Annotated in this window: 13 protein-coding genes; 11 read left to right on the top strand and 2 right to left on the bottom strand. The window is 69.5% G+C overall.

Annotated features, from left to right (window positions below):
* Positions 1-121 precede the first annotated feature (121 nt).
* Both thrS and RI211_RS08965 read left to right on the top strand, forming a co-directional pair.
* Positions 122-2,062 (top strand): threonine--tRNA ligase, encoded by a 1,941-nt coding sequence (thrS, locus tag RI211_RS08970; protein ID WP_315637772.1) that lies wholly within the window; start codon positions 122-124, stop codon positions 2,060-2,062.
* Complete coding sequence (locus RI211_RS08965; RefSeq protein WP_187661532.1) at positions 2,059-2,613, top strand: HIT family protein; 555 nt, start codon at positions 2,059-2,061, stop codon at positions 2,611-2,613. Before thrS ends, RI211_RS08965 begins: the two co-directional genes overlap by 4 nt.
* Before the next feature lie 144 nt (positions 2,614-2,757).
* On the opposite strand, the gene pdxY is transcribed toward RI211_RS08965, so the two are convergent.
* Together pdxY and RI211_RS08955 are read right to left on the bottom strand one after the other, a co-directional pair.
* The gene (gene pdxY / locus RI211_RS08960; protein WP_315637751.1) at positions 2,758-3,609 is read right to left on the bottom strand and encodes a pyridoxal kinase PdxY; all 852 of its coding nucleotides are present in this window, start codon (positions 3,607-3,609) and stop codon (positions 2,758-2,760) included.
* 46 nt (positions 3,610-3,655) lie between these two features.
* Complete coding sequence (locus tag RI211_RS08955; protein WP_315637752.1) at positions 3,656-4,963, bottom strand: aminotransferase class I/II-fold pyridoxal phosphate-dependent enzyme; 1,308 nt, start codon at positions 4,961-4,963, stop codon at positions 3,656-3,658.
* A gap of 89 nt (positions 4,964-5,052) precedes the next feature.
* Here RI211_RS08955 and pdxS point away from each other — a divergent pair, with 89 nt between their 5' ends.
* From pdxS to secF, 9 genes are all read left to right on the top strand, one after another.
* Complete coding sequence (gene pdxS / locus RI211_RS08950; protein ID WP_025103530.1) at positions 5,053-5,946, top strand: pyridoxal 5'-phosphate synthase lyase subunit PdxS; 894 nt, start codon at positions 5,053-5,055, stop codon at positions 5,944-5,946.
* Positions 5,936-6,526 (top strand): pyridoxal 5'-phosphate synthase glutaminase subunit PdxT, encoded by a 591-nt coding sequence (gene pdxT, locus RI211_RS08945; RefSeq protein WP_315637753.1) that lies wholly within the window; start codon positions 5,936-5,938, stop codon positions 6,524-6,526. Before pdxS ends, pdxT begins: the two co-directional genes overlap by 11 nt.
* Before the next feature lie 173 nt (positions 6,527-6,699).
* The gene (locus tag RI211_RS08940) at positions 6,700-7,461 is read left to right on the top strand and encodes a YebC/PmpR family DNA-binding transcriptional regulator (protein ID WP_315637754.1); all 762 of its coding nucleotides are present in this window, start codon (positions 6,700-6,702) and stop codon (positions 7,459-7,461) included.
* A gap of 45 nt (positions 7,462-7,506) precedes the next feature.
* Positions 7,507-8,091 carry a crossover junction endodeoxyribonuclease RuvC gene (gene ruvC, locus RI211_RS08935; RefSeq protein WP_187661526.1) on the top strand — a complete coding sequence of 195 codons (585 nt, stop codon included), beginning with the start codon at positions 7,507-7,509 and terminating at the stop codon, positions 8,089-8,091.
* Positions 8,092-8,100: 9 nt separating this feature from the next.
* Positions 8,101-8,721 (top strand): Holliday junction branch migration protein RuvA, encoded by a 621-nt coding sequence (gene ruvA / locus RI211_RS08930; RefSeq protein WP_315637755.1) that lies wholly within the window; start codon positions 8,101-8,103, stop codon positions 8,719-8,721.
* Positions 8,714-9,739, top strand: coding sequence for a Holliday junction branch migration DNA helicase RuvB (gene ruvB / locus RI211_RS08925; RefSeq protein ID WP_259954516.1), 1,026 nt, complete (start codon positions 8,714-8,716; stop codon positions 9,737-9,739). Before ruvA ends, ruvB begins: the two co-directional genes overlap by 8 nt.
* A 72-nt stretch (positions 9,740-9,811) precedes the next feature.
* Complete coding sequence (locus tag RI211_RS08920; protein ID WP_315637756.1) at positions 9,812-10,213, top strand: preprotein translocase subunit YajC; 402 nt, start codon at positions 9,812-9,814, stop codon at positions 10,211-10,213.
* Positions 10,214-10,268: 55 nt separating this feature from the next.
* Entirely contained in the window at positions 10,269-11,999 is a 1,731-nt protein-coding gene (secD, locus tag RI211_RS08915) for a protein translocase subunit SecD (RefSeq protein ID WP_315637757.1), read from the top strand.
* The gene (gene secF, locus RI211_RS08910; RefSeq protein ID WP_187661522.1) at positions 11,999-12,988 is read left to right on the top strand and encodes a protein translocase subunit SecF; all 990 of its coding nucleotides are present in this window, start codon (positions 11,999-12,001) and stop codon (positions 12,986-12,988) included. Before secD ends, secF begins: the two co-directional genes overlap by 1 nt.
* The last annotated feature ends 39 nt before the right edge of the window (positions 12,989-13,027 follow it).

Genomic DNA, 13,027 nt, shown 5'->3' with positions numbered 1-13,027 from the left:
CGGTCGGCGACCGGCGAGCGGACGAGTAGCCTAGATCCAGACCCAGATGGAGTGATCAGTGCCTGAAAACGCCCAGCCGACCGACGGCTTCGCCCTGTTCTCTGACCGAAACGTCGTCGCCATGCGCGTCGGCGGCGTCCTGAAGGACCTCGCTGCGACGGTCACCGACACCGACGACGTCGAGCCCGTCACGATCGACAGCCCCGACGGCCTGAACATCCTGCGTCACTCGACCGCACATGTGCTCGCGCAGGCGGTGCAGCGGATCAACCCGCAGGCGAACCTCGGCATCGGCCCGCCCATCACCGACGGTTTCTACTACGACTTCGGCGTCGACACCCCGTTCACGCCGGAGGACATGAAGGCGATCTCGAAGGAGATGCAGCGCATCGTCCGCGAGGGACAGCGCTTCGTCCGTCGTGTCGTGACCGACGAGGAGGCTCGTGCGGAGCTCGCGGACGAGCCGTTCAAGCTCGAGCTCATCGGGCTCAAGGGCCCGTCGACGGCCTCCGCGGGCGAGATCGCCGAGGGAGCATCCGTCGAGGTGGGCGAGGGTGAGCTCACGATCTACGACAACACAACCCGCGATGGCGAGGTCGTCTGGAAGGACCTCTGCCGCGGTCCGCACCTGCCCAACACGCGCATGATCGGCAATGGCTGGGACCTCACCCGCATCGCCGCCGCGTACTGGCGGGGGAGCGAGAAGAACCCGCAGCTCCAGCGCATCTACGGCACCGCATGGCCGACGAAGGACGAGCTGCGCGCCTACCAGGAGCGCATCGCCGAGGCCGAGCGTCGCGACCACCGCAAGCTCGGCGCCGAGATGGACCTGTTCTCGTTCCCGGACGAGATCGGCTCGGGACTGGCTGTGTTCCATCCCAAGGGCGGCATCATCCGCTACGAGATCGAGGAGAACCTGCGCAAGCACCTGCTGCGCAACGGCTACGACCTCGTCAACAGCCCGCACATCACGAAGAAGGATCTCTTCATGACGTCCGGGCACCTGCAGACCTATGCGGACGGCATGTTCCCCCCGATGCACCTCGACGAGGTCGTCGACGACGAGGGCAACGTCACCCGCCAGGGCCAGGACTACTACCTGAAGCCGATGAACTGCCCGTTCCACAACCTCATCTTCCGTTCGCGCGGGCGCTCCTACCGGGAGCTGCCGCTGCGTCTGGCCGAGTTCGGCACGGTCTACCGCTACGAGAAGTCCGGCACGCTGTCGGGGCTCACCCGCGTGCGCGGTCTGACCCAGGACGACGCGCACATCTACGTCGCCCAGGACCAGGTGAAGGAGGAGCTCACCACCAACCTGAACCTCGTGCTCGACCTGCTCCGCGACTACGGCCTCAACGACTTCTACCTCGAGCTCTCGACGAACGAGGAGGGCAACCCGAAGTTCCTCGGCGAGCCCGAGCAGTGGTCGACGGCGATCGACACGCTGCGCGAGGTCGCGATCGAGTCCGGTCTCGAGCTCGTGGCCGACCCGGGCGGCGCCGCCTTCTACGGCCCGAAGATCTCGGTGCAGGCCCGCGACGCCATCGGCCGCACCTGGCAGATGTCGACCATCCAGCTCGACTTCAACCAGCCCGACAGGTTCGAACTGGAGTACACCGGTCCCGACGGGCAGAAGCACCGGCCTGTGATGATCCACCGGGCGCTCCTCGGCTCCGTCGAGCGCTTCTTCGCGATCCTCCTCGAGCACTACGCCGGCGACTTCCCGCTCTGGCTCGCGCCCAGCCAGGTCGTGGGAGTGCCGGTGGCCGAGCAGTACGGCGACTACCTGGACGACGTCATCGCGCAGCTCCGGGCGGCGGGCGTGCGGGCCGACGTCGACCACTCCGACGACCGGATGCAGAAGAAGATCCGGAATCACACCACCGCGAAGGTGCCGCTGATCCTCATCGTGGGGGAGCAGGATCGTGCCGCGGGGACGGTGTCGTTCCGCTTCCGCGACGGCACGCAGGAGAACGGCGTGCCGGTCGCCGACGCGGTGCGCCGGATCAGCGCCGCCATCGCCTCGCACGCGCTGGTGTTGAAGGCGGGAGACCTCGCATGACGGACGGTGAGGCGGACCTCGAGGACGCCTCCCGTCTCGTCGGGGTGCCCGACGAGTTCCAGCGGCTGTGGACCCCGCACCGGATGGCGTACATCCAGGCCGGGCCGGAGCCGCTGCGCGAGGAATGCCCGTTTTGCGAGGCACCGAAGTACCCGGACGCCGAGCGGCTCATCGTGGCGCGCGGGGAGACCGCGTACGTGCTGCTGAACCTCTTCCCGTACAACTCTGGTCACCTGCTCGTCTGCCCGTACCGGCACATCGCCACCTACGACCAGGCGACGGCCGAGGAGGTCGCCGAGATCGGCGCTCTCACCCAGACCGCGATGCGCGTGCTCCGCGAGGTCTCCGGCTGCGACGGCTTCAACCTCGGCATGAACCAGGGAGCGGTGGCCGGAGCGGGCGTGGACGCGCATCTGCACCAGCACGTGGTGCCGCGGTGGCGCTCGGACGCGAACTTCTTCCCGATCATCGCCAAGACGAAGGCGCTCCCGCAGCTCCTCGGCGAGGTGCGGGAGGCCGTCGCCGAGGCGTGGCCCCCCGCCGACCGCTGAGCCGTCGCGTCGGGCTCGCAGTGTGTCGCTGAGCCCAGGAGTGGGTCGCTGAGCCTGTCGAAGCGCGGCCCGTGGGCCCTTCGACAGGCTCAGGGACCCAGTGTGGGCCCTTCGACAGGCTCAGGGACCCAGACCCGGGCGGACTCAGCGCACCTGGCGTGCGGTGAACTGCATCCGCGGGTTCGCGTAGAACTCCTGCGCTTCGACGAGCTGCAGCTCGCGCTCGCCCGAGTCGAGCGTGGCCTGCAGCAGGTCGTAGACGCTCGAGGCGGTGCGCTCCAGAGCGGTCTGCGCGCTGCCGGTGGCGACGTAGTGCGCGGTGAACAGCGCCGCCGTCACGTCGCCGGAGCCGTTCGCCTTCATCGGCAGGTGCGGGGTCTGCACGAGCCACGCGCCCGCGTCGTCCACGGCGAGCATCTCGATCGTGCCCTCTTCGCGGTCCGGCCGCTCGACGCTCGTGACGAGCACCGTGCGCGGTCCCATCGCCCGCGCGAGGTCGACCGACGCGAGGGTGGACTCGAGCGTGTCGGGCTCGGTCTCGGTGAGGAAGCCGAGCTCGAACTGGTTCGGCGTGATGATGTCGGCCACCGGCACCACGCGTTCGCGGAGCAGGATCGGGATGGCCGGAGCCACGAAGCAGCCGGACTTCGCGTTGCCCATGACCGGGTCGCACGCGTACAGCGCCGTGGGGTTCGCGGCCTTCACCCTGGCGACCGCGTCGATGATGACGTCGCCGATGCCCTCGCTGCCCTGGTAGCCGCTGAGCACGGCGTCGATGGAACCGAACACGCCGCGCTCCTCGATGCCGGTGATGACCTCGCCCACATCGACGGGGTCGATCAGCGGGCCGCGCCAGGCGCCATACCCGGTGTGGTTCGAGAAGGTGACGGTGTAGACCGGCAGCACCTCGACGCCGATGCGCTGGAGCGGGAAGACAGCCGCGGAATTGCCGACGTGACCGTATGCGACGGCGGACTGGATGGACAGGATCTTCATACCCGGTCCCTTTCATTCTGGGCGGGCCGGAGCCCGCGTCGGGTGGTCATCGTCCGGCGGCGACGAGGTCGGCGATGAGGGTCTCCGTGTCGTCCTCGGAGAGGTCGTGCACGGTCAGGCGGAGGTGGCGCGAAGGCTCGGCGCGCTCGTCCAGCGCGAAGTCGTCGCCGGTGCGCGCGAGCCAGCCCCGGCGCATGAGGTGGTCGGCGATGGCGCGCGCCGGCTTGGCGAAGCCGACCCACAGGCTCAGGCCGTCCGGGTCCGGGGCGTCGATCCCCTCCGCGCGCAGGCGTTCCGCGAAGGCGGCGTTCCGCGCGGCATAGTGCCGACCTGCCTCCGCGATCTCCTCGCGCACGGCGGGGTCGGTGAGCTGGGCGAGCGTGAGGCGCTGCAGCAGGTGGCTCACCCAGGTGGTGCCGGGGCTGAGCCGCATCGCCAGGCGTTCCGCGGTCTCCGGGTCGGTCGCCGCGAGGGCCAGGCACATGTCAGGGCCCAGGAACTTCGACACCGAGCGCACCAGGGCGAACCGTCGGTGCTCCGGGCCGATCAGCGACTCGTACGGGCGCTGCGAGAGCAGAGAGAAGTGGTCGTCCTCGATCACGAGCACGTACGGGTGGTCGGCGAGCACGGCCCGCAGCGCCTTCGCCCGGGCGGGGGAGAGGCTCACGCCCGTCGGGTTCTGTGCCCGCGGGGTGCAGATGACGGCGCGGACACCCGCGTCCAGAGCGGCACGGAGGCCGTCGACCGTCATCCCCTCCTCGTCCACCGGCACCGTGACGGCCCGGTACCCGCCGAGCCGCACGGTATGGATGCTCGCGAGGAAGCAGGGGTCCTCGAGGGCCACCGCGTCGTCCCGCATCAGGGCCTGGGCGAGCAGCCGTTCGACGGCATCCACGGCCCCGCTGGTGACGGTGACGCGGAAGTCCTGCCCTGGAAGGTCGGCGCCCATCCACTCCCGTGCCCACGCTTCGAGACCGCGGTCGATAACCGGCTCGCCGTAGAGCACGGGGCGGCGGCCGATCGTGCCGAGCGCCTGCGACGGGTCGGGGATCCGAGAAGGGTCGGGGTTGCCCGTGCCGATGTCGCGGAGCACGGTGTCCGGCGCGTAGCCCTCCTGCGGCACGATGTCGACGCCGGCGAGCACGGTGCCCGCGCGCCCTCGCGAATGCACGAGTCCCGCCTGCGCGAGCTGGCGGTAGGCGGCGACGGCGGTGTTCCGGTTGACACCGAGTGTCGCCGCGAGCTCGCGCACCGGAGGAAGGACCTCGCCGGGGCGGAGCGTGCCGCGGTCCCGGAGGGCGCGCACGCTGTCCGCGATCTCGGCCGCGGTGGTTCCCCTGATCTGCTCGCTCATGATCCTCCTCCGAGATTCTAGGCGGAGCGGACAGTGCTACCTTTGATCTAGATCAAAAACAATTTCGGATCATCCGACAGGAGACCCCCATGACCGAGCAGCCCACCACCGGATCCGCACGCGTGAAGCGCGGTCTCGCCGAGATGCTCAAGGGCGGCGTCATCATGGACGTCGTCACCGCCGAGCAGGCGAAGATCGCCGAGGACGCCGGCGCCGTCGCCGTGATGGCACTGGAGCGGGTCCCCGCGGACATCCGCGCGCAGGGCGGCGTCTCGCGGATGAGCGACCCGGACATGATCGACAGCATCATCGACGCGGTGTCCATCCCCGTCATGGCGAAGGCGCGGATCGGGCACTTCGTCGAGGCGCAGGTGCTGCAGGAGCTCGGCGTCGACTACATTGACGAGTCCGAGGTGCTCTCGCCCGCCGACTACGTGAACCACATCGACAAGTTCGGCTTCACCGTGCCGTTCGTCTGTGGGGCCACGAACCTGGGGGAGGCGCTGCGCCGCATCAACGAGGGCGCGGCGATGATCCGCTCCAAGGGCGAGGCCGGCACGGGTGACGTGTCCGAGGCGATGAAGCACATCCGGAAGATTCGGGGAGAGATCGCCGCGCTGACCGCGCTGCCGAAGGACGAACTGTTCGTCGCGGCGAAGGAGCTGCAGGCGCCGTACGAGCTGGTCGCGGAGATCGCCGAGACCGGGAAGCTCCCCGTGGTCCTGTTCGTCGCCGGCGGGGTCGCGACCCCGGCCGACGCGGCGATGATGATGCAGCTCGGCGCCGACGGCGTGTTCGTCGGCTCCGGCATCTTCAAGTCCGGCAATCCCGCCGAGCGGGCGAAGGCCATCGTCAAGGCCACCACGTTCTTCGACGACCCGAAGGTGATCGCCGAGGTCTCCCGCGGCCTGGGCGAGGCAATGGTCGGCATCAACGTGAGCGACCTGCCCGCGCCGCACCGCCTCGCCGAGCGTGGCTGGTAGTCCGCGCGTCGGCGTCCTCGCGCTCCAGGGGGACGTGCGGGAGCATGCCGCGCTCCTCGAGGCACTCGGCGCCGACGTCGCTCTGGTCCGTCGGCCCGAGGAACTCGCCCGGGTCGACGGCCTCGTGATCCCTGGCGGCGAATCGACCGTGATCGACAAGCTGTCGCGGCTGTTCGGGCTGCAGCAGCCGATCCGCGACGCGATCGCTGGCGGGATGCCGGTGCTCGGCACCTGCGCGGGGCTGATCTTGCTGGCCGATGAGGTCATCGACGCGATCGACGGGCAGCAGAGCTTCGGCGGACTCGATGCGGTCGTGCGGCGCAACGCGTTCGGACGGCAGGCCGAGTCGTTCGAGGCGGAGCTGACGGTGCCCGCGTTCCACGAGCCGGTGACCGCAGCCTTCATCCGCGGACCCGTCGTGGAGGCGGTGGGGCCGCGGGCCTCGGTGCTCGCGACGCTGCCGGACGGCCGTGTGGTCGCCGTGGAGCAGGACGGGCTGCTCGGCCTGAGCTTCCACCCGGAGATCTCGAACGAGACGCGGTTCCACCGGCGCTTCCTGGATCGGGTCTCCCGCCGTTGACTTCGCGACTGCGAGTTCAGGCGTGCGCGCGCGAACAGGCGCCTCCGCGCGCAGATGCCTGAACTCGCGCGAACGCCTGTGCCAGCGGAACCGGAGCGGTGCCGCGGCACGTTTCGATAGACTGGACGACGCCCTGGGCGGCGTTCCGGGGCGCAGACGACGAGCGGAGACTTATGTCCGGGCATTCCAAGTGGGCCACGACCAAGCACAAGAAGGCCGTCATCGACGCGCGCCGTGCGAAGTCCTGGGCCAAGCTCATCAAGAACATCGAGGTCGCGGCCAAGCTGGGCGGCGCCGATCTGCAGGGCAACCCGACGCTCTTCGACGCGGTGCTCAAGGCGAAGAAGACCTCCGTCCCCAAGGACAACATCGACCGCGCCATCAAGCGCGGTGCCGGCATCGGCGGCGAGGCCGTCGAGTACACCTCGATCATGTACGAGGGCTACGGGCCCAACGGCGTCGCGCTCATGATCGAGTGTCTGACCGACAACAAGAACCGCGCCGCGGCCGAGGTGCGCACGGCACTCAGCCGCAACGGCGGCACCCTCGCCGACCCGGGAAGTGTCGCGTACAACTTCAGCCGCAAGGGCGTCATCGTCGTCGGTTCCGAGGGCACCACCGAGGATGACGTCATGATGGCGGCGCTGGAGGCCGGCGCCGAGGAGATCGAGCCGCACGCCGAGGGCTTCGAGGTCGTCACCGAGGCGAGCGATCTCGTGGCCGTCCGTTCCGCGTTGCAGGACGCGGGGATCGACTACGAGTCGGCCGACGTCGAGTTCGTGCCGAACCTCAAGGTCGAGATCGACGCCGAGACCGCCCGCAAGGTGTTCCGCCTCATCGATGCGCTCGAAGACAGCGAGGACGTGCAGAACGTCTTCAGCAACTTCGACCTGTCCGCCGAGGTCCAGGCGGAGCTCGAGAACGACGACGCCTAGGCGCGGCGCGAGTCGACGACGGCGCACGCGGCCTAGCCTGATCGGGTGACCACTTCGCTGCGCGTGCTCGGCATCGACCCCGGACTGACCCGGTGCGGTGTCGGGATCGTCGATGTCGACCGTGCCCGCCGCGGCACGCTGGTCCACGTGGGGGTGATCCGCTCCGCCCCGGATGCGGAGATCGGCGACCGCCTCGCCGTCGTCGCGGCGGGCATCCGCGCCGCGATCGCCGAGCACCGCCCCGATGCGGTCGCGGTCGAGAGGGTGTTCGCGCAGCAGAACACGCATACGGTCATGGGCACCGCGCAGGCGAGCGGTGTCGCGCTCCTGATCGCCGCCGAGGCGGGCCTGCCGGCGGCGACCCACACGCCGAGCGAGGTCAAGGCCGCCGTCACCGGGTACGGCTCCGCCGACAAGCGTCAGGTCCAGGCGATGATCGCGCGGATCCTGCGGTTGGATGCCCCACCGCAACCGGCCGACGCCGCCGATGCCCTGGCGATCGCCCTCTGTCACGCCTGGCGCCGCGGCGCGCCGGTATCGAGCCGCGCGGGCGGTGGCCTGACCCCCGCGCAGCGCGCATGGGCCGACGCGGAGCGTGTCGCTCGAACATATCTACGAGCCGGCTCCTAGACTGAGAGGATGATCTCCTCTCTGCACGGCACCGTGCTACACACGACGCCGGACCAGGTCATCATCGACGTCGGCGGCGTGGGCTTCGCGGTCGCGGTCCCGGCCGATGTCGCCCACACCGCGACGGTGGGGGAGAAGCTCCTGCTGCACACGAGCCTGATCGTGCGGGAGGACTCGCTGTCTCTGTTCGGGTTCGCCGACCGCGGAGAGCTGGAGATCTTCAGCCTGCTGCTCAGCGTCACCGGGGTCGGTCCCAAGTCGGCGCTCGGCGTGCTGTCGCATCTCACCGCCGACCAGATCGCCGAGGCGGTGACCGCGGAGGACGACGCGCCGTTCCGTCGGGTCTCCGGCATTGGCCCGAAGACGGCCAAGCTGATCGTCGTGCAGCTCGCCGGCAAGGTGCAGCCCGTGGCTGCGCCGTCGGCTCCTGCGGCGGCCGGAGTCGGGGACGTCGTCACCCAGGTGACGGTGGCGCTCGTCGGGCTCGGCTGGTCGGAGAAGGTCGCAGCCGAGGCGGCGACCCAGACGGCGACGGATGCGACGGACACCGAGCGCGCGTCGGTCGCCCTCCTCCTGCGGCGTACGCTCGCGCTGCTCGGACCCGCGCAGGCAGGCCAGGGCCGTGGCTGACGCCCTCGATCCGACCGAGCCGACGGACGAGTCCGAACTCGCCATCGAGGGCGCCCTCCGCCCCTCGAGCCTCGACGAGTTCGTGGGGCAGCAGAAGGTGCGGGGACAGCTGCAGCTCCTCCTGGAGGCGGCCCGCATCCAATCGCGCCCTGCGGACCACATCCTGCTCGCCGGCCCTCCCGGACTCGGCAAGACGACGCTGGCGATGATCGTGGCGCACGAGAGCGAGCGTCCGCTGCGCATGTCCAGCGGGCCTGCGATCCAGCACGCCGGGGATCTGGCGGCGCTGCTGTCGAGCCTCGTGCCCGGCGAGGTCCTCTTCATCGACGAGATCCATCGCATGGCCCGGTCGGCGGAGGAGATGCTGTACCTCGCCATGGAGGACTACCGGATCGACATCATGGTCGGGAAGGGCGCGGGGGCGACCAGCATCCCGCTGGAGCTGTCGCCGTTCACGCTGGTCGGCGCGACCACGCGGTCCGGGCTGCTGCCCAATCCGCTCCGGGATCGGTTCGGTTTCACCGGGCACCTCGAGTTCTACGACGAGGGGGAACTGGAGCGGGTGATCGGCCGTTCCGCTGCGGTGCTCGGCGTCGACCTCCCGACGGATTCGCTCTCCGAGATCGCGCGACGCTCTCGCGGGACCCCGCGCATCGCGAACCGGCTGCTGCGCCGCGTGCGCGACTATGCGCTCGTGCACGGTGGCGGCGAGGCGACGCTCAGCGGCGTGCGGGCGGCCCTCGACCTCTACGACGTGGACGCGATCGGACTGGACCGTCTTGACCGCGCGGTGCTGGAGGCCCTGGTGCGTCGGTTCCGCGGCGGACCGGTCGGCCTGAGCACGCTCGCGGTGGCGGTGGGAGAGGAGCCGGAGACCGTCGAGAGCGTGGTCGAGCCCTATCTCGTCCGGATCGGCTTCCTGGGCAGGACGCCCCGAGGGCGGGTCGCGACGCCGGAGGCCTACGACCACCTCGGTGTGGCGCACCCGGACGGGATGCTGAAGTTGGATGACCTATAATCGCTGAAGACTTCCCCGATACCGCTGTGCGCCCAAAGGCTGGTGCGTGCACCTGAGAAAGGCGCCATCCCCATGCCCATGGAATTTGTCCTCTTCGGACTCCTCGCCGTCCTGCTGATCTTCATGATCTTCAACACGCGCAAGCGCACCCGGCAGATGAAGGCCGAGCAGGAGGAGAAGGCGACCAAGACGGTGCCCGGCGCCAAGGTCCTGCTGCAGGGCGGCATCTACGGCACCATCGTCGCGTACGACGCCGAAGACCTCGATTCCCCGGCCCTCGTGGAGATCGCGCCCGGCACCGTCATCGAGGTGCACAGCCAGGCCATCCTCCGTGTCGTGGAGCCCAAGGACGCCATCGTCGACGCGCCTGTCGCCGGCGCGGACGACCACATCGTCGACGAGACCGCCGCTCCCGCGCTGGAGACGCCGGAGGAGACCCGCGCCCGCCTCGAGCGGGACGCCGACGACAAGTAGCACGCGGGCCGTCACGGCCTCCCGGATCACCGTCCTTCCAGAAAGCTGAACACACGTGGCTTCATCCTCTCCCGTCCGCCACGCCTGGCGGGTCCTCCTCGGCCTGCTCCTCGTGACGGGCGTGCTCTTCGGCATCAACGCGCTGGGTGTGTACGTCTTCAAGCAGAGCTCGTGGACACCCGAGCTCGCGCTCGATCTGCAGGGCGGCACCCAGATCGTCCTGAGCGCCGAGACCGAGGACGGAGCCGCGCCGACGCAGGAGCAGCTCGATCAGGCCGCGGCGATCATCCGTCAGCGTGTCGACGCCTCCGGCGTCGCCGAGGCCGACATCACCACCGAGGGCGGGCGCAACATCGTCGTCCAGATCCCCGGTGAGGCTGACGAGGAGACGCGGCAGCGCATCCAGTCCAGCGCCCAGCTCGAGTTCCGTCCGGTGCTCTACACCACGGCGGCGAGCACCGAGTTCGTCGGCGAGGACGGCAACTCCACGCCGTACCCGAGCCCGGATCCGTCGTTGAACGCGGAGCCCACCGCGGAGCCCACGGACGCCAGCGACCTCTCGTGGGTCACCGACAAGCTCGCGGCGGAGTTCCAGGCGTACGACTGCGCCAACCCCGCCAACGACCCGTCGAAGGCCCCGAAGGACGAGCCGGTGATCGCCTGCTCGCCCGATGACACGGCCAAGTTCATCCTGGGCCCGGCTGAGCTGGACGGCCGCGCGATCACCGACGCCACCGCGGGACGCGACCCGCGCTCCGGTGCCTGGATCGTGCAGCTCACCATGAACGGCGAGGGCGCGGACGCCTTCGGCCAGGTCAGCACCCGCCTCAACCAGAACCGCATCGACGGACTGTCGCCGCGCGACCAGTTCGCATTCGTGCTCGACGGCGAGGTCATCAGCGCACCGCGCATGAACGGCGTCATCCTCGACGGCCGTCCCAGCATCTCGGGCAGCTTCACGCAGGAGAGCGCGACGACCCTGGCCGACCAGCTCAAGTTCGGAGCCCTTCCGCTCAGCTTCGAGGTGCAGAGCTCGGACACGATCTCCGCGACCCTCGGCACCCAGCAGCTCCAGATCGGTTTGATCGCGGGCCTCATCGGTCTCGCGCTCGTGGCGGTGTACTCGCTGCTGTCCTACCGCGCACTCGGGACGGTGATCATCGCGTCGATCGCGGTGATGGCGGTGCTCACGTACATCGTCATCTGCATCCTGGCGTGGCGGATCGGCTTCCGGCTGTCGCTCGCCGGCGTCGCCGGCCTGATCGTGTCGATCGGCTTCACCGCGGACTCCTTCATCGTCTACTTCGAGCGCATCCGAGACGAACTGCGCGACGGCAAGTCCATCACCGGTGCCGTCGAGGACGGCTGGGGTCGGGCGAAACGGACGATCTACATCTCCAAGTCCATCAACGTCCTGGCCGCCGTGGTGCTGTACATCCTCGCCGACTCGACGGTGAAGGGCTTCGCGTTCACCCTCGGCCTCACGACGGTCATCGACGTGCTGATCTTCGTCATCTTCACCCACCCGGTCATGCAGCTGCTCGCTCGTACGCGGTTCTTCGGCGGCGGGCACAAGCTCTCCGGCCTCGACCCCGAGGCCCTGGGTGCCGTGTACCGGAGCCGCTCGCAGTACCGCGAGGTCGCCACGGCGTCCGCGGGGCGCGGGGCGAAGAACGCGCGCTCGCGCGGAGAGGCGGACCGCCGGCAGACCATCGCCGAGCGCAAGCGGGCGGAGGCCCTCGCCGCCGAGAGACAGACCACGGCCGGAAGAGAGGGAGACAACTGATGCCTTCCATGAATGAGTTCGGCAACAACCTCTACACGGGCAAGACCTCCTTCCCGTTCGTCGGCCGCCGCCGCCTCTGGTTCATCATCGCGATCGCTCTGGTCGTCGGCTCGGCCCTCGTGCCGCTGTTCCGCCCGATCCAGTTCTCGATCGAGTTCACCGGCGGCTCGCAGTTCACGGTCGCCGCGCCCGACACCACGGATCAGGACACCGCGACCGAAGCGGTGCAGTCGGTGGTTCCCGGCGCCGCCACCAAGGTCGTCATCGTCAACGACCAGGACGTCCGGGTGCAGACCGATCAGATGACGGAGGCGGAGACACAGCAGGTGGCGGGCGCCCTCGCCGACGCCTACGGCGTCGAGCCCGATGCGGTCGCCTCCTCGTTCATCGGCCCGGCCTGGGGCGAGAGCGTCACCCGGCAGTCGCTGTGGGGCCTGGCGATCTTCCTCGCGCTGACCTTCCTCATCCTCGCCATCTACTTCCGCACGTGGAAGATGTCGGCGGCCGCGATCATCGGTCTGCTCGACGTGCTCGTGATCACGGTCGGCGTGTACGCCCTCGCTGGATTCGAGATCTCGCCGGCGGCCGTCATCGGCTTCCTGACGATCCTCGCGTACTCCCTGTACGACACCACCGTCGTGTTCGACAAGATCAGGGAGAACACCACGGAGGACGGGGAGAAGACGTCGCGGCTGTTCGGGGAGTCGGTCAACCTCGCGGTGAACCAGACCCTCATCCGGTCGATCAACACCTCCGTGGTGGCTGCGCTGCCGGTCGGCGCGATCCTCTTCATCGGCGCCTTCTGGCTCGGTGCTGAGACGCTGACCGACATCTCGCTGTCGATCTTCGTGGGCATCCTCGTGGCGACCTACTCGACCCTGTTCGTGGCGGCGCCGCTGTACTCGCTCTTCCGTGAGAACGAGCCGCAGATCAAGGAGCGCGACGCCCGCATCCGTGCCGCACGGACCAAAGCGGCTGTCGACGCCTGACGCCCCCGCCGCGGGGCCGACCCCCGCTCAGCGCGCGTA

Origin of the sequence: Microbacterium meiriae (assembly GCF_032364335.1) — a bacterium.
Taxonomy (GTDB): domain Bacteria; phylum Actinomycetota; class Actinomycetes; order Actinomycetales; family Microbacteriaceae; genus Microbacterium; species Microbacterium meiriae.
The sequence above is the reverse complement of the archived record's forward strand: the minus strand, read 5'-3'. Positions and strand labels throughout refer to the sequence as shown.

Coding starts and splice junctions, on each gene's coding strand:
- RI211_RS08940 (WP_315637754.1), top strand. CDS start 6,700: ATGTCCGGGCATTCCAAGTGGGCCACGACCAAGCACAAGAAGGCCGTC.
- RI211_RS08920 (WP_315637756.1), top strand. CDS start 9,812: ATGCCCATGGAATTTGTCCTCTTCGGACTCCTCGCCGTCCTGCTGATC.
- secF (WP_187661522.1), top strand. CDS start 11,999: ATGCCTTCCATGAATGAGTTCGGCAACAACCTCTACACGGGCAAGACC.
- pdxS (WP_025103530.1), top strand. CDS start 5,053: ATGACCGAGCAGCCCACCACCGGATCCGCACGCGTGAAGCGCGGTCTC.
- thrS (WP_315637772.1), top strand. CDS start 122: ATGCGCGTCGGCGGCGTCCTGAAGGACCTCGCTGCGACGGTCACCGAC.
- pdxY (WP_315637751.1), bottom strand. CDS start 3,609: ATGAAGATCCTGTCCATCCAGTCCGCCGTCGCATACGGTCACGTCGGC.
- RI211_RS08955 (WP_315637752.1), bottom strand. CDS start 4,963: ATGAGCGAGCAGATCAGGGGAACCACCGCGGCCGAGATCGCGGACAGC.
- RI211_RS08965 (WP_187661532.1), top strand. CDS start 2,059: ATGACGGACGGTGAGGCGGACCTCGAGGACGCCTCCCGTCTCGTCGGG.
- ruvA (WP_315637755.1), top strand. CDS start 8,101: ATGATCTCCTCTCTGCACGGCACCGTGCTACACACGACGCCGGACCAG.